The 19,357-nt window shown below is 67.4% G+C and carries 22 protein-coding genes; 8 read left to right on the top strand and 14 right to left on the bottom strand.

All coding sequences use genetic code 11. The features are described 5' to 3' along the window. Positions 1 to 252: 252 nt before the first annotated feature. The 5 genes from ASG75_RS07390 to ASG75_RS07370 form a co-directional block, all read right to left on the bottom strand. The gene (locus ASG75_RS07390; RefSeq protein WP_056387323.1) at positions 253 to 582 is read right to left on the bottom strand and encodes a DHCW motif cupin fold protein; all 330 of its coding nucleotides are present in this window, start codon (positions 580 to 582) and stop codon (positions 253 to 255) included. Between the two features lie 53 nt (positions 583 to 635). Next, positions 636 to 1,703, bottom strand: a complete 1,068-nt coding sequence (hemE, locus tag ASG75_RS07385; protein ID WP_056387321.1) for a uroporphyrinogen decarboxylase — start codon at positions 1,701 to 1,703, stop codon at positions 636 to 638. A gap of 5 nt (positions 1,704 to 1,708) precedes the next feature. Continuing rightward, on the bottom strand, positions 1,709 to 1,969 hold the full coding sequence (locus tag ASG75_RS07380) for a WGR domain-containing protein (RefSeq protein ID WP_056387319.1): 261 nt from the start codon (positions 1,967 to 1,969) through the stop codon (positions 1,709 to 1,711). Positions 1,970 to 2,078: 109 nt separating this feature from the next. After that, positions 2,079 to 3,170, bottom strand: coding sequence for a 3-dehydroquinate synthase (aroB, locus tag ASG75_RS07375; protein ID WP_056387317.1), 1,092 nt, complete (start codon positions 3,168 to 3,170; stop codon positions 2,079 to 2,081). Continuing rightward, on the bottom strand, positions 3,167 to 3,721 hold the full coding sequence (locus ASG75_RS07370) for a shikimate kinase (RefSeq protein ID WP_056387315.1): 555 nt from the start codon (positions 3,719 to 3,721) through the stop codon (positions 3,167 to 3,169). Before ASG75_RS07370 ends, aroB begins: the two co-directional genes overlap by 4 nt. A 53-nt stretch (positions 3,722 to 3,774) precedes the next feature. Here ASG75_RS07370 and ASG75_RS07365 point away from each other — a divergent pair, with 53 nt between their 5' ends. The 3 genes from ASG75_RS07365 to ASG75_RS07355 all read left to right on the top strand — a co-directional run bounded on the left by ASG75_RS07365 (position 3,775) and on the right by ASG75_RS07355 (position 5,291). After that, positions 3,775 to 4,608, top strand: coding sequence for an NAD-dependent epimerase/dehydratase family protein (locus tag ASG75_RS07365; RefSeq protein ID WP_056389120.1), 834 nt, complete (start codon positions 3,775 to 3,777; stop codon positions 4,606 to 4,608). A gap of 24 nt (positions 4,609 to 4,632) precedes the next feature. Further along, the gene (locus ASG75_RS07360; RefSeq protein WP_056387312.1) at positions 4,633 to 4,977 is read left to right on the top strand and encodes a YbjQ family protein; all 345 of its coding nucleotides are present in this window, start codon (positions 4,633 to 4,635) and stop codon (positions 4,975 to 4,977) included. Between the two features lie 110 nt (positions 4,978 to 5,087). Continuing rightward, the gene (locus ASG75_RS07355) at positions 5,088 to 5,291 is read left to right on the top strand and encodes a dodecin family protein (protein WP_056387310.1); all 204 of its coding nucleotides are present in this window, start codon (positions 5,088 to 5,090) and stop codon (positions 5,289 to 5,291) included. A gap of 63 nt (positions 5,292 to 5,354) precedes the next feature. Here ASG75_RS07355 and ASG75_RS07350 read toward each other — a convergent pair whose 3' ends face one another. Beyond that, a complete protein-coding gene (locus ASG75_RS07350) occupies positions 5,355 to 6,185 on the bottom strand; it encodes a hypothetical protein (protein ID WP_056387308.1) in 831 nt (276 codons plus the stop codon). A 233-nt stretch (positions 6,186 to 6,418) separates the two neighbouring features. Between ASG75_RS07350 and pdxH the strand changes: the two genes are divergently transcribed. The 3 genes from pdxH to ASG75_RS07335 are packed head-to-tail and all read left to right on the top strand — an operon-like array spanning position 6,419 to position 8,272. Beyond that, positions 6,419 to 7,006, top strand: coding sequence for a pyridoxamine 5'-phosphate oxidase (gene pdxH / locus ASG75_RS07345; RefSeq protein WP_056387306.1), 588 nt, complete (start codon positions 6,419 to 6,421; stop codon positions 7,004 to 7,006). After that, positions 7,003 to 7,443 (top strand): secondary thiamine-phosphate synthase enzyme YjbQ, encoded by a 441-nt coding sequence (locus tag ASG75_RS07340; protein ID WP_056387305.1) that lies wholly within the window; start codon positions 7,003 to 7,005, stop codon positions 7,441 to 7,443. The genes pdxH and ASG75_RS07340 overlap by 4 nt, the downstream gene beginning before the upstream one ends. 4 nt (positions 7,444 to 7,447) lie before the next feature. Beyond that, complete coding sequence (locus ASG75_RS07335; RefSeq protein WP_056387303.1) at positions 7,448 to 8,272, top strand: cobalamin-binding protein; 825 nt, start codon at positions 7,448 to 7,450, stop codon at positions 8,270 to 8,272. A 778-nt stretch (positions 8,273 to 9,050) separates the two neighbouring features. Here ASG75_RS07335 and ASG75_RS07330 read toward each other — a convergent pair. Together ASG75_RS07330 and proC are read right to left on the bottom strand one after the other, a co-directional pair. Beyond that, positions 9,051 to 9,626: a YggT family protein gene (locus tag ASG75_RS07330; RefSeq protein ID WP_056387301.1), complete on the bottom strand. Its 576-nt coding sequence runs from the start codon at positions 9,624 to 9,626 to the stop codon at positions 9,051 to 9,053. Then, positions 9,623 to 10,447 carry a pyrroline-5-carboxylate reductase gene (proC, locus tag ASG75_RS07325; protein ID WP_056387299.1) on the bottom strand — a complete coding sequence of 275 codons (825 nt, stop codon included), beginning with the start codon at positions 10,445 to 10,447 and terminating at the stop codon, positions 9,623 to 9,625. Before proC ends, ASG75_RS07330 begins: the two co-directional genes overlap by 4 nt. A gap of 368 nt (positions 10,448 to 10,815) precedes the next feature. Between proC and ASG75_RS07320 the strand changes: the two genes are divergently transcribed. Next, on the top strand, positions 10,816 to 11,853 hold the full coding sequence (locus tag ASG75_RS07320) for a type IV pilus twitching motility protein PilT (RefSeq protein WP_056387297.1): 1,038 nt from the start codon (positions 10,816 to 10,818) through the stop codon (positions 11,851 to 11,853). A 119-nt stretch (positions 11,854 to 11,972) separates the two neighbouring features. Beyond that, complete coding sequence (locus tag ASG75_RS07315; protein WP_056387294.1) at positions 11,973 to 13,142, top strand: PilT/PilU family type 4a pilus ATPase; 1,170 nt, start codon at positions 11,973 to 11,975, stop codon at positions 13,140 to 13,142. Positions 13,143 to 13,259: 117 nt separating this feature from the next. Here the strand turns inward: ASG75_RS07315 and ASG75_RS07310 are convergent, their stop codons facing one another. The 6 genes from ASG75_RS07310 to gshB all read right to left on the bottom strand — a co-directional run bounded on the left by ASG75_RS07310 (position 13,260) and on the right by gshB (position 19,041). After that, positions 13,260 to 15,041, bottom strand: coding sequence for a hypothetical protein (locus ASG75_RS07310; protein ID WP_056389117.1), 1,782 nt, complete (start codon positions 15,039 to 15,041; stop codon positions 13,260 to 13,262). A 121-nt stretch (positions 15,042 to 15,162) separates the two neighbouring features. Beyond that, positions 15,163 to 16,089: an aspartate carbamoyltransferase catalytic subunit gene (locus ASG75_RS07305; protein ID WP_056387292.1), complete on the bottom strand. Its 927-nt coding sequence runs from the start codon at positions 16,087 to 16,089 to the stop codon at positions 15,163 to 15,165. Positions 16,090 to 16,126: 37 nt separating this feature from the next. Beyond that, a complete protein-coding gene (gene ruvX, locus ASG75_RS07300) occupies positions 16,127 to 16,579 on the bottom strand; it encodes a Holliday junction resolvase RuvX (protein WP_056387290.1) in 453 nt (150 codons plus the stop codon). Next, positions 16,576 to 17,145 (bottom strand): YqgE/AlgH family protein, encoded by a 570-nt coding sequence (locus tag ASG75_RS07295; protein ID WP_056387288.1) that lies wholly within the window; start codon positions 17,143 to 17,145, stop codon positions 16,576 to 16,578. Before ASG75_RS07295 ends, ruvX begins: the two co-directional genes overlap by 4 nt. Positions 17,146 to 17,197: 52 nt before the next feature. Then, positions 17,198 to 18,067 (bottom strand): energy transducer TonB, encoded by an 870-nt coding sequence (locus ASG75_RS07290; protein WP_056387285.1) that lies wholly within the window; start codon positions 18,065 to 18,067, stop codon positions 17,198 to 17,200. Continuing rightward, entirely contained in the window at positions 18,064 to 19,041 is a 978-nt protein-coding gene (gshB, locus tag ASG75_RS07285) for a glutathione synthase (protein ID WP_056387283.1), read from the bottom strand. The genes ASG75_RS07290 and gshB overlap by 4 nt, the downstream gene beginning before the upstream one ends. Between the last annotated feature and the right edge of the window lie 316 nt (positions 19,042 to 19,357).

Below are 19,357 nucleotides of genomic sequence, written 5' to 3'. Positions count from 1 at the left end.
CTCGCGATGGCGCGCCTCAAAGGGTACGCACAGGTGGTGTAAAGCGGCCATTGTACGGGCGCAGGCAGAGGCTGCCAAAGCAGCGCTCCGGCGTTGGCGGCTCGGCCGTCGTCCACCGCAGATCGTGGGGTGGTGGATCCCGATGTCTCGCGGGCCAGTTTGTCGGGTCCGGCAGGGCCGGCTGACCTTGCGGGAAAAGGCGGCAGGGGTTTGTAAACAGAAAACGTTGGGCTTGCCGGGATTCGGGTGGTTTCAGTCGACGATGAACAGCTTGGCGCCAGTGGCGGTGGAGGAACGGTGCGGCTCGGCGTTGTCGGCAACCTGGTAGCTCATGCCGGGGGTGAGCGTGAACGTGCGGCCGTCTTCCAATTCGGTGTGCAGCTCGCCTTCGAGGCAGAGCAGGATGTGACCCTTGACGCACCAGTGATCCGCCAGGTATCCCGGCGTGTACTCCACCATCCGGACCCGCAGACCGCCAAAATGCTGCGTGCGCCAGTAGGCGCTGCCGCTGGCGCCGGCGTGCCCGGTTCGCTCGATGCCCGACCAGTCGGTGGTGCCGAAGGGGATGTCGGAGAGCTGCATGAGGAATCCTTGTGGAGGGGCGTGACGGCGGCCGCCCCGATGCTGGGAAAGCGTCAGGAACGCAGCGCCCGTCCGTACGCGTGCACTTCATCCACCAGTACCTTCACATGTTCCGGATCCACTTCCGGCGTAATGCCGTGGCCCAGATTGAACATGTGGCCGGGGTGGTTGCCGTAGCTGTCCAGTACGGCGCGGGCCTCGCGGCGGATCACCTCGGGGCTGGCACGCATCACGGCCGGATCGAGGTTGCCTTGTAGCGCAACCTTGCCGGCGACGGCGCGGCGGGCGTCGGCGAGGTTCATGGTCCAGTCGACGCCGAGCGCGGCGCAGCCGGTGTCGGCCATTTCCGCCAGATGCTGGCCGGCGCCCTTGGAGAACAGGATCACCGGCAACTCGCGCGCGTGGGTGTCGGCTTTCAGCGCGGCGACGATCTGCGCCATGTAGCGCAGCGAGAATTCGCGGAACGGGGCGGGGCCGAGCAGGCCGCCCCAGGTGTCGAAGATCATCAGTGCCTGGGCGCCGGCGGCGGCTTGGGCGATCAGGTAGGCGGCGACGGACTGCGCCAGCGTGTCGAGCAGCTGGTGGGCGAGTTTCGGCTCGTTCCAGCACATCGTCTTCAAGGTGGCGAAGTCGCGTGAACCGGCGCCCTCGACCATGTAGCAGGCCAGCGTCCACGGGCTGCCGGAGAAGCCGATCAGCGGCACGCGGCCGTGCAGTTCCTGGCGGATCAGCCGCACCGCGTCCATCACGTAGCGCAATTCGCCGTCCATGTCGGGCACGGCGAGTTTGGTGATGTCGGCGGCATTGCGTACCGGGCGCGCGAACTGCGGGCCTTCGCCGTGGGCGAACGACAGGCCCAGGCCCATCGCGTCGGGAATGGTGAGGATGTCGGAGAACAGGATCGCCGCGTCCAGCTCGAAGCGTTCGAGCGGCTGCAAGGTCACTTCGCAGGCGTACTCGGGGTTCTGCGCCAGCCCCATGAAGCTGCCGGCGCGCTCGCGGGTGGCGCGGTATTCGGGCAGGTAGCGGCCGGCCTGGCGCATCACCCAGATCGGCGTGGTGTCGGTGGGTTCGCGGCGCAGTGCGCGCAGGAAGCGGTCGTTCTTCAACACGTCAGTCATTTCAATCAGCGTCCGTACGGGCCTTCCAGGCCCTGGGCAAACATCAGGCGAAAGCCGCGCTTGAGCTGGGCATCGCGGGCTTTCTCGAAGGCGGCAACCGCCTCGTCGCGCTCCAGGAACTGCTCGCGCTTCATCGTGGCGCGGCCGCCCTGGGTACCGGATTCGCGGTACAGCGTCCAGCCACCGAGCAGGTCCTGCTCCAGCGTGATCTGGACGTAGCGGGGTGCGTCGGTACTGCCGGGCACGGTTTGCAGATAGAGGCGCATGGGTTCCAGGGATGGAGCACGAACGGGCGCGTAGCCGGACGACACAGTTTATAGGATTTGCGCAGGCACACCCGCGATCCGGCCGGGCCATGTCGTCACACCCGGCGGTTTATCCCGCGGCTTGCAGCACGGCCAGCACGTCGGCCTCGTTCACGCCGCCGACGATCTCGGCCCGCCCGAGGCCGCGCCACAGGATCAGCCGCAGCGTGCCGGCAGTGTTCTTCTTGTCCAGCCGCATCAGCGCCAGCAGTGGCTGCGGATCCGTGCCGGGCGGGATCGCGACGGGCAGGCCGAGGGTTTCCAACAGGTGTTGTAGGCGGGCGGTGGCGGCCGGTTTGCTCATGCCCAGGCGCTCGGACAGCCGGGCGGCCAGCAGCATGCCGACCGCCACGCCTTCGCCGTGCAACAGGGTGGTGTAGTGGCCGGCGGTTTCCAGCGCGTGGCCGAAGGTGTGGCCGAAGTTGAGCAGGGCGCGTTCGCCCTGTTCGGTTTCATCGCGGGCGACCACGTCGGCCTTGTACTGGACCTTGCGCGCAATCGCCTCCAGCACGGTGGCGGGGTCGCGCGCGGCCAGTGCGGCGGCGTGCTGTTCCAGCCAGGCGAAGAACGGCTCGTCGCCGATCGCCGCGCCCTTGATCACCTCGGCCAGGCCGGCGCGGTATTCGCGTTCGGGCAGGGTGGCCAGGGTGTCGATGTCGGCGATCACCGCGCGCGGCTGGTGGAACGCGCCGGCGAGGTTCTTGCCGACCGGCAGGTTGACCCCGGTCTTGCCGCCGACCGAGGAGTCGACCATCGCCAGCAAGGTGGTCGGCATCTGGATGAAGTCGATGCCGCGCATCCAGCACGCTGCGCTGAAACCGGCCAGGTCGCCGACCACGCCGCCGCCCAGCGCGATCACGCAGGCGTCGCGGGTGGCGCCGAGCTGGCCCAGCGCTTCCAGCGCGCGGCCGACGTTGGCGAACGTCTTGTGCGCCTCGCCGTCGTCGAGCAGGAACGACGACCAGTGCAGTCCGCCCAGCCCTGCCTCAATGCGCGGCAGGTATAGCGGCGCCACCGTGGTGTTGCTGACTACCAGCGCATGCCGGCCGCGCAGCATGGCGCGCCAGCGCGCGTGATCGCCGAGCAGGCCGGCGCCGATCCAGACCGGATAGCTGCGCTGGCCGAGGGCAACGGTGATCGTCTGGAATGCGGGGTGGTTCATGCGGTCTGCCTGGGCGATGCGCCGGGGCGCTGCCAATAGTGGTCGATCAGCGCGATGCAGCGTTCGCTGGCGGCAGCGACGCTGCCGTGTTCGCCGGGCACCGCAAGATCGGCGAGTTCGCGGTAGATCGGCTCGCGCACCTGCGCCATCGCCTGCAGCCGTTCGTGGCGGTCGGGCACCGCCAGCAGCGGGCGGCGGTGGTCGCGTTCCAGCCGCTCCAGTTGCTGCTCGATCGTGGTCTGCAGCCACACCACGTAGCCGCGCTCGCGCAAATGCTGGCGGTTGTGCGGCGCGAGCACCACGCCCGCGCCGGTGGCCAGCAGCACGCCGGGGCGGCGGCTGCACTCGTCCAGCAGCGTGCTTTCGCGCTGGCGGAAACCGGCCTCGCCCTCGATCTCGAATACCGTGTTCACGTCCACGCCGCAGTGCCGCTCGATCTCCTGGTCGAGATCGACGAAGCTCAGGCCATAATGCGCAGCAAGCCGTCGCCCGATCGAGGTCTTGCCGGCACCGGTGGGGCCGATGAGAAACAGGTTGTGCGACGGGTTCATGGGCAAATGCTAACAGGGCGGATCAGCCTGGGCAGATCGACAGGAGGGTGATGGTGAGCGAACGTATCCTGCTGGCCGGATGCGGCGATCTGGGCGAACGCGTGGCGCAACGCCTGCGCGCGCGCGGCGACGAGGTATGGGCGCTGCGGCGCCAGCCGCCGGCGCGCGGCGGGCACGGCATCCATTGGCTGCGCGGCGACCTGACCGATCCGGCCAGCCTGCGCGAACTGCCGGTCGGGATCACCCGGCTGGTCTACCTGCCGGCGCCCGCGACGCGCGACAAGGCAGCGTACCGCGCGATCTTCGTGGACGGCTTGCGCCACCTGCTCGACGCGCTCGATTGCCACAAGCTGGCGCGGGTACTGTTCGTCTCGTCCAGCGCCGTGTACGGCGAGCACGACGGCGACTGGGTCGACGAGACTACCCCGACCGATCCGCCGGGATTCAACGGCGCGGTGCTGCTGGAGGCCGAGCAGTGGCTGGCGGAGCAATCGCTGCCGGCGACCGTGCTGCGGCTGGCCGGGCTGTACGGGCCGGGTCGGCTGCAACTGATCGAGCGGCTGCGCGCGGGGCAGCTGCGGGTGCCGCGCGAGACGCCGCACTGGGCCAACCGGATTCACGTCGACGATGCCGCCGCGGCGGTCGCGCATCTGCTGCAGCTGAAGTCGCCGCAACCGCTGTATCTCGGCGTCGACGACACGCCGATGCCGCTCGACGAGCTGTACGACTTCCTGGCCGCCCTGATCGATGCGCCGTTGCCCGTCGAGGGCGCGGCGCCGGCCGGCGTGGGCAGCAAGCGGCTGCGCAATGCGCAACTGCGCGCCAGCGGCTGGGCGCCGCAATGGCCGGACGCACGCGAAGGCTACGCCGCGCTACTCGACAGCTGAACCATCCACCGAAGGAGAACCGCCATGGCAAACCGCGTTCCGCATCATCAGGTCAGCACCGCCAGCGAGATTCCCGGCTGCCGCATCGTGCGTTCGTTCGGCATCGTGCGCGGCATCACCGTGCGTTCGCGCAGCGTGGTCGGCAACCTCGGCGCGGCGCTGCAGACCATCGTCGGCGGCAACATTTCGATCTACACCGAACTGTGCGAGAAGGCGCGCGAGGAGGCGTTCGAGCTGATGCTGCGGCACGCCGCGGCGATGGGCGCGAACGGCGTGGTGGCGATGCGCTACGACGCGAACGAGGTGGCCCAGGGCGTCACCGAAGTGCTCGCCTACGGCACGGCGGTGCAGGTCGAAGCGTCAACGTGAGGTGATTTTGCAGTGCGGCTTGTCCTTGCGCACGGCGGCGGGTCAGACTCGGGTTTCAGGCGGGGGAAGCGCAGCGTGCCGCTCGCACGATTCCACGGGAGATTGACGCCATGTCGGTAGCCAAGGTCATCGAAATCAACGCTTCGTCCAGCAAGGGCATCGAGCACGCGGTGCAGCACGGCCTGAGCAAGGCCGCGGAGTCGGTGAAGAACATCAAGGGCGCCTGGGTCAACGAGATCAAGGTGGTCACCAAGGACGACGGCACGGTGACCGAGTGGCGCGTCAACATGAAGGTGAACTTCGTCGTCGACTGACCGGACGGTGCCGGGGATCAGGGTCGGGGCAGTTCCATGTTTCCCCGATTCCCGATTCCCGATTCAGCCGTGGCTGAGCCCGGTCATGTGGCGGTCGTCGTCGTATTCCACGCAGGTGTCGGCCAGCGCCGGCAAGGTGGCCAGCGCGTGCCGGCTGAGCCGCTCGAAATGCGCCAGGAACCGTTCCATCGCGGTGGCGTCCATCGCCAGCGGCGCATGCCGCGCCAGCAACTCCTGTTCCTGCTCGCCGCGCCAGCGGCGCACGATCTCCCAGCTTGGCGCCTGCAGCACGATCAGCGCATCGAACTTGCGCCATAGCGGCTGATAGCCGCGCAACTGCTTGTTGACCCAGTGCCGCCAGCTGCCGTCGGGGTCTTCGGCGCGCTCCAGTTCGTTGACCGGCCTGGCCAGCGCGGCCTGCAGCTGCGGCCGGATGCCCAGCGCCCAGCCTTCCACGATCACCAGCCGGGGCGGGCGCGTGGTGCGCGGCCAGCGCGACGGCGGGAAGCGGGTATCGCGGCCCTTGTCGAAGCGCGGGTGCGACACCGGCAGCTTGTCCGAGGCATGCGGCAGGGCAGCCAGCACCGACAGCATCAGCTCGATCTCGTGCGTGCCCGGCACGCCACGGGTGCGCAGCAGCGGGTGCACGTCGCGCGCCAGCCCCTCGCGGTCGCTGCGGGCGTAGTAGAAGTCGTCCAGCGCGAGCACTTCGGTGGGCCAGCCGCGCGCTTCGGCCTGCGCCTTCATCACCCGCGCCAGGGTGCTCTTGCCGCTGCCCTGCAGGCCGGACAGGCCGAGGATGTACGGACGGCGCGAGCGGGCGATGCGCCCGGCGTACTGGTCGAGCAGGTGGCCGGCGAGGGCCTCGTTCTGCAGGTCGGCGTGGGACGTCATCCGCGGGACACCATGGTTCCAGGAGGGATTTCCGCCACCGGCAGGCAGCGGCGGCGGAGCATTCCGCAAACGGTCATGTCGCTGCCGCCTTCACATTCCATGAGGGAAAATGGCGTCGTCATCCGGGGCGCCGTGGTACTGGATGAATGGGGCATTGCACTATTATCGGTCAGGTTCATCCGCGCCATGATGGCGCGTGTCGGCCACGATGCAAAAGGAAAGTTTCAGACATCATGCTCAAATCCGAGATTCTCGACACCTTTCTGCACCTGCTGGACGAGGCCAAGGCCAGCGGCGACTGCGAGCCGACGGCGATGAATCTGGCCACCGTGGACGGTTCCGGCCGGGTCGCCTCGCGCATCGTGCTGCTCAAGGGCGCCGACGAGCGCGGCTTCCGCTTCTACACCAATTACCAGAGCGACAAGGGCAGCCAGCTCGAAGCGCATCCGCAGGTGGCGCTGTGCTTCCACTGGAAGCAGCTGCGCGAAGGCGTGCAGGTGCGCGTGGAAGGCGTGTCGCGCAAGCTGCAGGCGGAGGAGTCGGACGCCTACTTCGCCAGCCGCCCGCGCGGCAGCCAGATCGGCGCATGGGCCTCGCTGCAATCGCAGACGCTGCCCGATCACGACAGCTTCGAGCAGCGGGTGACGCGCTACGAGCAGCAGTTCGAAGGCCACGAAGTGACCCGGCCGCCGCACTGGGGCGGCTTCGTGGTCGAGCCGGACATGCTGGAGTTCTGGTACGGCGCCGAGTTCCGCCTGCACGAACGGGTGCGCTGGGATCGCCACGGGCAGACCTGGACCAGCCGGATGCTGTACCCATGACCCGGGCGCTGCCCGCGGAGCACGTGGCGCAAGGTGGCTTTGCCGTGCATACGCGCGGCCGCGGTTTCAGCGAGATCACCGCGCAGGTCGGCGACGCCGTGGCGGCCAGCCACGTGCAGACGGGCATCGCGCAGGTGTTCACCGCGCATACCAGCTGTTCGCTGCTGATCAGCGAGAACGCGGACCCCGCCGTGCGCAACGACCTGGAACGCTGGTTCGCGCGTGCCGTGCCGGATGGCGATGCGATCTTCCAGCACGACGCGGAAGGCCCGGACGACATGCCGGCGCACGTCCGTTCGATCCTCACCGGGGTCAGCCTCACCGTGCCGGTGCATGGCGGCAAGCTGATGCTGGGCCCTTGGCAGGGCATCTATCTGTGGGAACACCGCATCGACCCGCACCAGCGCAAGGTCGTGGTGACCGTGCTGGGGAATTGAACGAATGGATCATGTCGCAGCGGATTCCGGCTTGCCGGACCCCTTCCCGCAACGCATCGTCTGCCTCACCGAGGAGCCGACCGAAGTGCTGTACGCGCTCGGCGAAGAGCGCCGCATCGTCGGCATTTCCGGCTTCACCGTGCGACCGCCGCGGGCGCGCAAGGAGAAGCCGAAGGTCTCCGCGTTCACCAGCGCGAAGATCGGCGAGATCCTGAAACTGGAACCGGATCTGGCGATCGGCTTTTCCGACATCCAGGCCGACATCGCGCGTGAGCTGATCAAGGCCGGCGTCGAGGTGTGGATCAGCAACCACCGCAGCGTCGACGGCATCCTCGCCTACATCCGCCGGCTTGGCGCGATGGTCGGCGCGCACGAAAAAGCCGAGGCCTACGCGCAGCGTGCCGAGCGGCACATCGCCGATGTCCGCGCCGCCGTCGCGAAATTGCCGCGGCGGCCGAAGGTGTATTTCGAGGAATGGGACGAGCCGATCATCACCGGCATTCGCTGGGTCGCCGAGATCATCGGCATCGCCGGCGGCAACGACTGCTTCCCCGAACTCGCCCGCGAACCGCTGGCGAAGCAGCGCATCCTGCCGAACGGCGACGAAGTGGTGCGGCGCGCCCCGGACATCATCCTCGGCTCGTGGTGCGGCAAGCGCTTCCGGCCGGAACGTGTGGCGGTGCGGCCGGGTTGGGACACGATCCCTGCGGTACGCGATGGCGAACTGCACGAGATCAAGTCGCCGATCATTTTGCAGCCGGGGCCGGCGGCGCTGTTCGACGGGTTGGACGAGATCCATCGAATCATCGCGGAATGGGCGCTGCGCTGAGCTTTTTTGCTCTTGTGGAAGCGGGGGCGGTCGCGGTGGTTTCGCCTGGCTTTGATGATTTGAAGTGCAGAGCTTTCGTCTGCCTGCGGCAGCCGAGTTACTTCTCTTTTGCTTGTCCAAAAGAGAAGTAACCAAGAGAAAACGACCCCCCGCTTCCGCGCTTTCCGGGCATCGGGCAACCGCTCCTGCGTTGCCTCAACTCGGGCATCCATGCCCTCGCCATGCCCGGAAAGTTCGCGTGCGGGTTACGGGGTTTGTCGACAGTCCATCCTTGGACTGACGCCAAACTGGTTCGCATCCCTGCGAACCACCCTGCGGGCTTTCCTTCACCCGCCCGCCGCTTCAGAGGGGACCCCGGGTAGAGCAGCGGGCCATCGTGGCCCGCACTCGGTGATGGAGCACAGAGGCAAAAGCCAGAGCGAAGCATCGCTCTGTTGCTGTTGATCCGGCTCTTCTGAAAAGTGCGGGCCACGATGGCCCGCTGCTTTGCCGGGGTCCCTTGCGCGGCGGTGAGTCGGGGTCGACAGGCCGCGCAGCGGGCATCGACAGGGATGTCGATGCCTTTTCGCCCGGACAGGAGTCCGGTCGAAAAGCCCGGCCTCGGCTCACGAACTTGCCGGGAAGGAGCCCGGCAAGCGCCAAGCGGGGCGCCCCTCTCTTTGGTTACTTTCTCTCGGGCAAGCGAGAGAAAGTGACTCGCCCTCCGCAAGGAGGACGAAAGCTCTTGCTTCAAAAGGCTCTTGCTTCACGTAACGAATAGCCGTCTGCTGCAGAAAACTCAGGCGCCCATGGCCAGTCGGGCACCGAGGTCGAGCAGCGGGGCGGCGATCAGCAGCCGCGCCAGCAGCAGTACGATCATCACCGCCATCGGGGCGAAGTCGATCTGGCCGGCGATCAGCTTGCCGTGCAGCGGGCGCAGCAATGGGGCGACGATGCTGCTGGCGAGTTGCAGGAGGGGATGGCGGCGGTCCACCGAGAACATGCTCAACAGCGACCAGCCGAAGATCAGCACCAGGTAGAACAGCAGCACGAAGTCGAGCAGTTCGGCCAGCGCCAGCACGATCAGGCCGAACGGGTGCGGCATCACGCCGAGCAGGGCGAACAGCAGCAGGCGCTTGACCAGCATCGCCAGCCACGCCAGCAGCAGGGCGGCCAGGTTGATCCGGCGCCAGTTCGGCAGCACGCGGCGGATCGGTGCCAGCACCGGGTTGGTGTAGCGGTAGACGAACTGGCTCAGCGGATTGTGGAAGTCCGCGCGGCAGGCCTCGGCGGCCACGCGCAGCAGCAGCAGGACGACGACGGCGTCGAACGCCAGGTCGAGCAGCAGGGCCAGTGCATTCAGCAGATAGCTCACGGCAGTTTGTCCAGTTCGGCGGCGAGTTCCACGCCACGCCGGGTGGCGGCGGCGACGGCGCGGGCGACGATGTGCGGCAGGCTGTCGGCGCTGAAGCTTTCCAGCGCGGCCTGGGTGGTGCCGTGCGGCGAGGTGACGCGCTGGCGCAACACGGCGGGATCCTCGCCGCTGTCGACCAGCATGCGACCGGCGCCCAGGCAGGTCTGCGCGGCGAGCGCGCGCGCGGTATCGCGGGGCAGGCCTTGCGCCACGGCGGCGGCTTCCAGCGCCTCGACCAGGGCGAAGAAATACGCCGGGCCGGAACCGGACAGCGCGGTGACCGTATCCATCAGCGCCTCGTCATCGATCCAGCGGGTGATTCCGGCGGCATCGAGGATGTGCTGCGCCTGCGCCTTCTGCGCCGCGCTGACCCGGTTGTTCGCGCACAGGCCGGTGGCGCCGGCGCCGATCAGCGCCGGCGTGTTCGGCATGCAGCGCACGATCGGCAGGCCGCTGCCGAACCAGCGTTCCAGCTGATCCAGCCGCACACCGGCGGCGATCGAGATCAGCAACGGCCGATTGCGCTGCAGGGTGTCGCGCAGTTCGGTGTGGATCGCCGGCATCACTTGCGGCTTGACCGCCAGCAGGATGACCTCGGCTTCCGCCACGGCCAGCCGGTTTTCGGCATAGCAGGCGATGCCGAACTCGCGGCCCAGCGCCTGGCGCGCCTCCGCCAGCGGCTCGGCTACGCTGAGGGTGGCCGGCGCCACGCCGGTTTTCAGCAGGCCGCCGATCAGGCTGCGCGCCATGTTGCCGCCGCCGATGAAGGCAAGTCGTGTCATGCAGGGTTCCTCGTTCGTCCAGACCGCGTACCTTACCGGAGCCGGCGCGATCGCGACGGATTTTGCCGGTCAGGGTGCCAGCGTCCGTCCGCCATGGAGGCCGTGATCATGGCCGGACGACGATTTTTCGACCGGGTGCGCAAACCGGGTCGGCAGTTTGCACATTGACGGCAGAAAGACTGGCCGCACAGCCGGTTGCGCGAGTAGTATCGACGCGGCTACAGGGGGGATTCGGGTAGTTCGTCCGGGTGGTGTCGTGGCGCCGGATGCCGTGCGCTGCGGCGCACCACGCCTGCGAATGTCATCCGGCCCCGGATGTGGCATACGAATTCATGCCATCCAGACGATCGGTTGAGGGGAAACGACAGATGGACATTGCCGAACTGCTTGCCTTCTCGGTGAAGAACAAGGCCTCGGACTTGCACTTGTCCGCCGGGCTACCGCCGATGATCCGCGTCGATGGCGACGTCCGCCGGATCAACATCCCCGCGCTCGAACACAAGCAGGTGCACTCGCTGATCTACGACATCATGTCGGACAAGCAGCGGCGCGACTACGAAGAGTTCTACGAAACCGACTTCTCGTTCGAGATTCCCGGGCTGGCGCGTTTCCGCGTCAACGCGTTCAACCAGAACCGCGGCGCCGGCGCGGTGTTCCGTACCATTCCGTCCGAGGTGCTGACGCTGGAAGACCTCGGCGCGCCGCGCATCTTCAAGGAGCTGATCGAGCAGCCGCAGGGCCTGATCCTGGTGACCGGCCCGACCGGCTCGGGCAAGTCGACCACGCTGGCGGCGATGGTCGACCACATCAACAAGAACGAATACGGGCACATGCTCTCGGTCGAGGACCCGATCGAGTTCGTGCACACCTCGCAAAAGTGCCTTATCAACCAGCGCGAGGTGCATCGCGACACGCTGGGCTTCAACGAAGCCTTGCGTTCGGCGCTGCGCGAGGATCCCGACTACATCCTGGTCGGCGAGTTGCGCGACCTGGAAACCATCCGCCTCGCGCTGACCGCCGCGGAAACCGGCCACCTGGTGTTCGCCACCGTGCATACCAGCTCGGCGGCGAAGACGATCGACCGCATCATCGACGTGTTCCCCGCCGGCGAAAAGCCGATGGTGCGTTCGATGCTGTCCGAATCGCTGCGCGCGGTGGTATCGCAGTCGCTGCTGAAGAAGGTCGGCGGCGGCCGCATCGCGGCGCACGAGATCATGGTCGGCATTCCGGCGATCCGCAACCTGATCCGCGAGGACAAGGTGGCGCAGATGTATTCGTCGATCCAGACCGGTACGCAGTTCGGCATGCAGACGCTGGACCAGTGCCTGCAGGACCTGGTCAAGCGCGGCCTGGTGACGCGCCAGCAGGCGTCCGCCTATGCCAAGAACAAGGACAGTTTCAAGTGAAGCGGGGATTCGGGATTGGAGATTCGGGATTGGCGAGAGCCAAGGCCTGGCCCCGGCTCCCGACGGCGGTCTTTTTGACGAATCCCGAATCCCTAATCCCGAATCCCTGAGGTACCGCCATGAGCGACTTTGATTTCACCTCATTCCTGAAACTGATGGTGCACAAGAAGGCCTCCGACCTGTTCATCACGGCGGGCGTCGCCCCTTCGATGAAGGTGCAGGGCCGGATCGTGCCGATCACGCAGAGTCCGCTCAGCGTGCAGCAATCGCGCGACATGGTGCTCAACGTGATGACGCCGGGCCAGCGCGAGGAATTCGAGAAGACCCACGAGTGCCAGTTCGCGATCTCCGCGCAGGGCGTCGGCCGTTTCCGCGTGTCGTGCTTCTACCAGCGCAACTGCGTCGGCATGGTGCTGCGCCGGATCGAGTCGAAGATCCCCACGATCGAGGAGCTGACGCTGCCGCCGGTACTCAAGCAGCTGGCGATGACCAAGCGCGGCATCATCGTTTTTGTCGGTGCCACCGGCTCGGGCAAATCGACTTCGCTGGCGGCGATGATCGGCTACCGCAACGCGAACTCGACCGGCCACATCATCACCATCGAGGACCCGATCGAGTACGTGCACAAGCACGAAGGTTGCATCATCACCCAGCGTGAAGTGGGCATCGACACCGACAGCTGGGACAACGCGCTGAAGAACACGCTGCGTCAGGCGCCGGACGTGATCATGATCGGCGAAGTGCGTACGCGCGAAGGCATGGATCACGCGATCGCGTTTGCCGAGACCGGTCACCTGGTGCTGTGTACCCTGCACGCGAACAACGCGAACCAGGCGATGGATCGCATCCTGCATTTCTTCCCGGAAGACCGTCGCCAGCAGTTGTTGATGGATCTGTCGTTGAACCTGAAGGGCATCGTGGCGCAGATGCTGATCCCCACCCCCGATGGCAAGGCTCGTCGGGTGGCGGTGGAAGTGCTGCTGGGCACGCCGCTGGTGCAGGATTACATCCGCCAGGGCGAGATCCACAAGCTGAAGGAGGTCATGAAGGAATCCACCCTGCTCGGCATGAAGACGTTCGACCAGAGTCTGGTCGAGCTTTATCACGCCGGCGAGATCAGCTACGAAGACGCCTTGCGCTACGCCGACAGCTCCAACGAGGTGCGCCTGCGCATCAAGCTGGCGCAGGGCGGCGATGCGCATACGCTGTCGCAAGGCCTGGACGGCGTCGAGCTGGAAGAGACCCCCGACGCGCAGAACTTCGGCGGCGCCAACTTCCTCAATCGCTGAACAGCTGCTGCAGTAAACGAAGAAGGCGCCCGCGGGCGCCTTCTTCGTTTACTGCGTGCCTCGCTCGCGGCTGCCTTGTCTCGGCGTGGAGCTGGGCAGCGCGTCGGGCGTTGACGCTTACTTCAGCAGAGTCTGGCTGGTGATCACCATGCCGCCGTTGTCGACGTGCATCTCCGCATCGATGCTGTCCACGCGTTCGGCCTGGGATTTCATCGCGGCGAACTGGGCCTTGGAACGTGCCAGATCGGCGGCGGCTTCGGTGGCATCGTCGCTGTCGTCGATCGACGGCTCGTCGCTCTTGCCGATCGTCGCGGTGGCGGCAGCCACACTGTCGATCTTCTGCTCCATCAGCTGCAGCCAGCTCAGGTACATCGCGCCGCTGATGTGCATGCGACCCATTTGGCCGGCGTCGCCGACCGCGTCCTTCAAGGTGTCGCCGAGGCGGGCATCCGCGCCGGCACCGACGCCGAGCGCGAGCGCCTTTTCGCCCATGGCAATCCATGCCGGCTGCCCCAGCATGCCGGCCATGTCCTTCGGCAACGGCAACGGCTTGCCGTCATGGGCGGGCTTCAGCTGGGCCAGCGCCGGCACCATCATCTGGCCCATCGCGAGCAGGCCTTCGGGATTGCTGGTGCCCAGCACGAGGCGCCCGGTGAACGTGGGCAGGCCGCCATCCTTGCCCGGCGCCAGCGAGTCCAGCGCGATGCGCACGCCGAGCATGTCGCCGAACGGCGGGATCGCCGCCTTCTGCATGGCCGGGCCGAGCTTGGCGAAGCTGTCGTTGAGATCGGTCAGCGACGGGCAGCTGAACGGCTTGGCGGCCACGGCGTCGGCCTGGGCCAGCCAGAACGTGCGCAGGTTGGAAACCGGCAATGCGATGCTGAGGTCGAACGGCGCGGTGCCGGCGCTACCCAGCCCGGGCAGTTCCACCTTGAGGCCGGCAAACGCCTTGCTGATGTCGTCGGCCAGCGCCACGTCGAAACGCACGTTCTGGTGCTTCGCGTCCAGCTTGGTGTAGCCGAAGCTCACTGCCGGGACGCGCGCGGCGATGCGTGCGGCATCGGTGCCGCAACTCGGCGAAGTCTGCAGCTGGGTGGCGACCGGCTCGCCGGTCTTGGCCGAGATGGCCTCGGCATGGGCTTTCTGGATCGCGCCGACCAGCGGGTCCTTGCCGCTGACCGCCAGCGGCAGCGCGCGGGTCAGGTCCAGCTCGCCGACCAGCCATTTCTGGTAGCCCTTGGCCTTGGCCAGCGTGGCGAGGCGGCCGTCGTCCTGCAGACTCTTCTGCGGCCGGTCCAGGCCCAGCGCCTGGCGCAGCATGGCCGGCGAGGCGTTCGCCGGCAGCAGCGCGGCCACCGCCTGCTTGTTGACCGTAGCCAGCACCACCTCGGTGCCGGAAGCGGGGAACGCGTACTTGCGGTAACTTTGCTTGTCCACGTTGGCGGCATCGAGCTTCTTGCCGTAGGCGGTTTCCAGCCGGCCGACGAAGCCCTCGAACGCGCCCGGATCGCTCAGTTGGAAGCGCAGCACCGGCGCCAGGCCCAGGCCGTAGAACGCGGAGTAACCCTTGAGGTTCAGGCCGGCGCCCTGGGCGAAAGTCTCGATCGTCTTGCCGTTGAATTCGGCGCGCAACGCACGCAGCAGGCGCGCGCCGTCGGGATCTTTCCTGGCCAGCCGCTCGGCGGTAGCGTCGAGCTGGGCCAGCTGGGACGGCAATTGCGCATCGGCCTGGGCGAGCAGGGCGCCGCGGGTGGTGGCGTCCATGATGTCGAGGTTGGCCACCACGTACGGCGTGTCCGCCGGCACGAAAGCCAGCGGTGCATCCTTGTCCTTGTGCCCGCAGGCCGCCAGCATGACGCCGGCGAAGCCCAGCGCGATGTACCGCGTCGTCGATCGCATGTTGATCCCCAGTGTGGTGAATGGTGCGCCGGTCATTATGCCCGCTCGCACATGGCGGCGCAGTGGCACGACGCGGGCATGCCGCTGTGCATCGCGGCAGTCGGGCAAAGAGGTTGATGCCTCAGCGGGCCAGCACTTCGCTCAGCACGGCCATGCGCACGAACACGCCGTTGCCGACCTGTTCGAGGATGCGCGACTGCGCGCCGTCGGCCACGTCCGAGGCGATCTCGATGCCGCGGTTGATCGGGCCCGGGTGCATGACCAGGCAGCCCGGGGCGGCCAGGGCCAGTCGCCGCCGGTCCAGCCCGTAGTGGGCGAAATACGCTGCCTCGTCCGGCAGCTCGATGCTGGCCATGCGCTCTTTCTGCAGGCGTAGCATGATCACCGCGTCGACGCCGTCGATGGCCTGGTCGAAATGGTCGTAGCGGCGAGCTTGCGGCGCTTCGTCCGCCGAGGGCATCAGTTCGGCCGGTCCGCACAGGCGGATTTCCTTCACCCCCAGTGCGGTGAACGCATTGATGTCCGAACGGGCCACCCGCGAGTGCTTGATGTCGCCGCAGATGAGTACGCTGATGTTCTCGAAATCCGGTCGGTGCTGGCGGACCGTCAGCGCGTCCAGCAGGCCCTGGGTGGGGTGCGCGTGGTTGCCGTCGCCGGCGTTGATCACCGAGACGCCGCTCATCGCGTGGCGCACCAGCTTGTCCGGCGTGCCCGATTGCTTGTGGCGCACGATGATGGCGTCCAGGTGCATCGCTTCGAGCGTGTGCAGGGTGTCGAACAGCTCCTCGCCCTTGCTGGTGGAGGACAGCGCGATGTCGAAGTTGATCACGTCGGCGCCCAGTCGCCGCGCGGCCAACTCGAACGATGTGCGGGTGCGCGTGGACGGCTCGAAGAACAGGTTCAGCACGGTGCGCCCGGTCAGCACGTCGAGCTTGCGGGTGCCGTGCGCACAGGCGTCGCGCAGCGACTCGGCGCGATCGAGCAGGCGCTCGATCGTCTCGCGCGGCAGGTTTTCCAGGGTGGTCAGGTGGCGCAGGCGAGGGCTCATGGCGGCGGGTCTGGGAGTGGTAAGGGAGAAAGTCTGTTCAGTGGCCGGGGTTTTCGGCCGCCGGCGCGTCGGCGCCGGTGAGCCAGCGCTCGAGGATGACCGCGGCCGCTTCGGCGTCGATGCCGGCGGCATCGCGGCGGCGCTTGAGCCCCACTGCACGGGCGGCGGCGAACCGCTGCGCGGCCTCCTGCGAGCTGTGCCGTTCGTCGACCAGCATGACCGGCAGGCTGTAGCGCTGTTGCAACTGGGCGGCGAACTGGCGAGCGCGGCGGCTGGCGGGCTGCTCGGCGCCGTCCAGGGTCAGCGGCAGGCCGACCACCAGGGTGTCGGGCTGCCATTCCTGGCGCAGCGTGTCGAGCCGTTGCCAGTCCGGGTTGCCGTCGTCGCGTACGGTGAGGGTGGTCAGCGCACGCGCGCTGGCGGTGAAGGTATTGCCGATCGCCACGCCGGTGAGTCGGCTGCCGACGTCGAAGCCGAACACACAGCTCATGCGTGACCCGCATAGCCGGACAACTGACGCGGGTCGACCCCGACCAGGCCGGCGGCGGCGCTCCAGCGTTCCTCCAGCGGAGTGTCGAACACCACCCGACCGCAGGCCTCGGCGGTGAGCCACGCGTTCGCCATCAGTTCCTGCTCCAGCTGGCCGGCGTCCCAGCCGGCGTAGCCGAGCACCATGATCGCCTGGCGCGGGCCTTCGCCGGCGGCCATCGCGATCAGGATGTCGCGCGAGGTGGTGACCGACCAGTGGTCGTTGATGCGGTAGCTGGAATCCCAGCTGCCGGGCTCGCGATGCAGCACGAAGCCGCGTTCCTGCTGCACCGGGCCGCCGATCAGCACCGGCGCGTCGGCCAGTTCGCTGTCCATGCATTCCAGTTTCATCTGCGACAGCACGTCGCCCAGGCGGTATTCGGACAACTGGTTCACCAGCAGGCCGACCGCGCCGTCCTCGTCGTGCTGGCACAGCAGCGCCACGCCGCGCGAAAACGGCGGATCGGCCAGGTTCGGCATGGCGATCAGGAAATGCCCGGTGAGGGTGGAGGGCTGCACGGCGGTCATGCGCGCATTGTAAGCGCAGCGCGCGCCGTGCGCGGAAGGTCGGTGCCCCCGTTCAGCGAGTCTGCAGCACGTTGTTTGGCTGGAAGCGCCAGGTGCGGGTGATGTTGAGCTCGTCGATGCGCTCCGCGCTTCTGGGCGCCGGCGGGAACGGCGCGGCCAGGCGCACGATGCGCTCGGCGGCGGCGTCCAGCACCTTCTGGCCGGAACTCTGGATCACCTCGATGCTCTTGATGCTGCCGTCGAGGTTGAGCACCACCGTGAGCAGCACGTCGCCATGCAGGCTGCGGCGGCGCGCTTCTTCCGGGTAGTTGAGGTTGCCGACCCGCTCCACGCGGTCGGACCAGCCGCGCATGTAGGCGGCGTAGGCGTATTCCCGGGTGCTGGCGGTGAGGTACTTGACCTTCGGCCGCTTGGCGTACGCCACCTTCTTCTGGCGCAATTCGGCGGCGAGCTGGGCGATCGCCTGCTGGCGCTTCAGTTCCTCGGCGGTCGGGGCCTGCTCCTGCGGGTCGACCTGGGTGCGTGCGGTGTCGCTGGTCACGCGGAAATCGGTGGCGCCGCGGGTGGTGACCATGCGCGTCGGGGTGGCCTCGCGCGGCCGCGGCGTGGTGGCTTCGACCGGTTGCGCCGCGATGCCGGGGTCGGGCTTCGGGATCGCGCCGGAAAACAAGTCCGACGGCCGCGCGGCGCGATCGCTCTGGCCGCCGCCGGTGTTGTTGGCCTGGGCCAGGAAATCCGCCTTGTCCGGCGCCTGCTGGTTGGCCACGTTGACCAGGGTCACGTCCAGCGTGGGCAGGCTCGGCGTGGGCTTCACGAAATGGAACGTGATGCCCAGCAGCAGCACGCCGTGCAGCAACAGCGAGAACAGCAAGGTGGCACCGATCGGGTCGGGTGGAGAATTGACGGTTGCGGTGGCGCTCACGCTTTGCGGTTTCCGGTGGCGTGCTGCTCGATGACGTCGAACAGCTGGCCGGCAATGTTAAGCCCGAACTGCGCGTCGAGTTCACGCACGCAGGTCGGGGATGTGACGTTGATCTCGGTCAGGTAGTCGCCGATCACGTCCAGCCCCACGAACAGCAGGCCGCGTCGGCGCAGTTCGGGCGCCACCTGGCTCACGATCCAGCGATCGCGCTCGGACAAGGGCACGCCGACGCCGCGGCCGCCGGCGGCCAGGTTGCCGCGGAATTCGTCGCCCTGAGGGATGCGCGCGAGCGCATACGGCACCGGTTCGCCGTCGACCACCAGGATGCGCTTGTCGCCGGCAGTGATCTCGGGGATGTATTTCTGCGCGATCGTGAATTGTCGCCCGGCGCCGTGGGCGTCGCCGCCGAGCAGGGTTTCCAGCATGGAGTTGAGGTTGCTGTCGCCGGCCTTGACCCGGAAGATGCCGCGCCCACCCATGCCGTCCAGTGGTTTCAGCACCACTTCGCCATGTTCGGCGGTGAACCGGCGCAGTTCGCCGGCGTCGCGGGATACCAGGGTCGGCGCGATGCATGACGGAAACGCCAGTGCGAACAATTTCTCGTTGCAGTCGCGCAGCGAGCGCGGGTCGTTGATCACCGCCACGCCGCCGCGCTGGGCCGCTTCCAGCACCATCGTGTCGTAGATGAACTGGGCGTCGACCGGCGGGTCCTTGCGCATCAGCACCACGTCGAGTTCGCGCAGGTCGCGCCACTGCGTCGGGCCCAGCGTGTACCAGTGCTGCGGATCCTCGCGCACCTCAAGCGAGGCGATCCTGGCCCATGGCGCGCCGTCGCGCAGGGCCAAGTCGCCCTGTTCGAAGTAATGCAGCGAATGGCCGCGGCGCTGCGCCTCCAGCAGCATCGCGAAGCTGGTGTCCTTGACCATCTTGATCGCGCCGATGGGGTCCATCAGCACGCCGACCGAAAGGGTCATGGTGGTTCTCCGTGGGTGGTGGCCCGTGGGGCGGGCAGGCATCGTCAGGCCGTTATACTAAAGGCGGATGGTCGTCGAGCCATCGAATTGCGGCAAGCCTGACGTCCGGCCGCTGTCACCGGTAGCCAGATGGTGCCAATATGGGTCATCTTGTGCGACCGGCCGGCAGCACGGGTGATTATCGCTTGACAGTCTCGGCGGGCAGGCAGTAAACAGCAAAGCCATCGGGTTTGCCGCCACAGAGCGGTTGCCGGTGGCTCGTTTTTCGACATTTTTTACATGCGCACCATCCGGCATGGCTGTTGCATGTCTTGGT

The sequence above is a fragment of the Rhodanobacter sp. Soil772 genome (assembly GCF_001428385.1).
Taxonomy (GTDB): Bacteria; Pseudomonadota; Gammaproteobacteria; order Xanthomonadales; family Rhodanobacteraceae; genus Rhodanobacter.
Note: the sequence above shows the minus strand (reverse complement) of the source record. Positions and strands in the feature narration are given on the sequence as shown.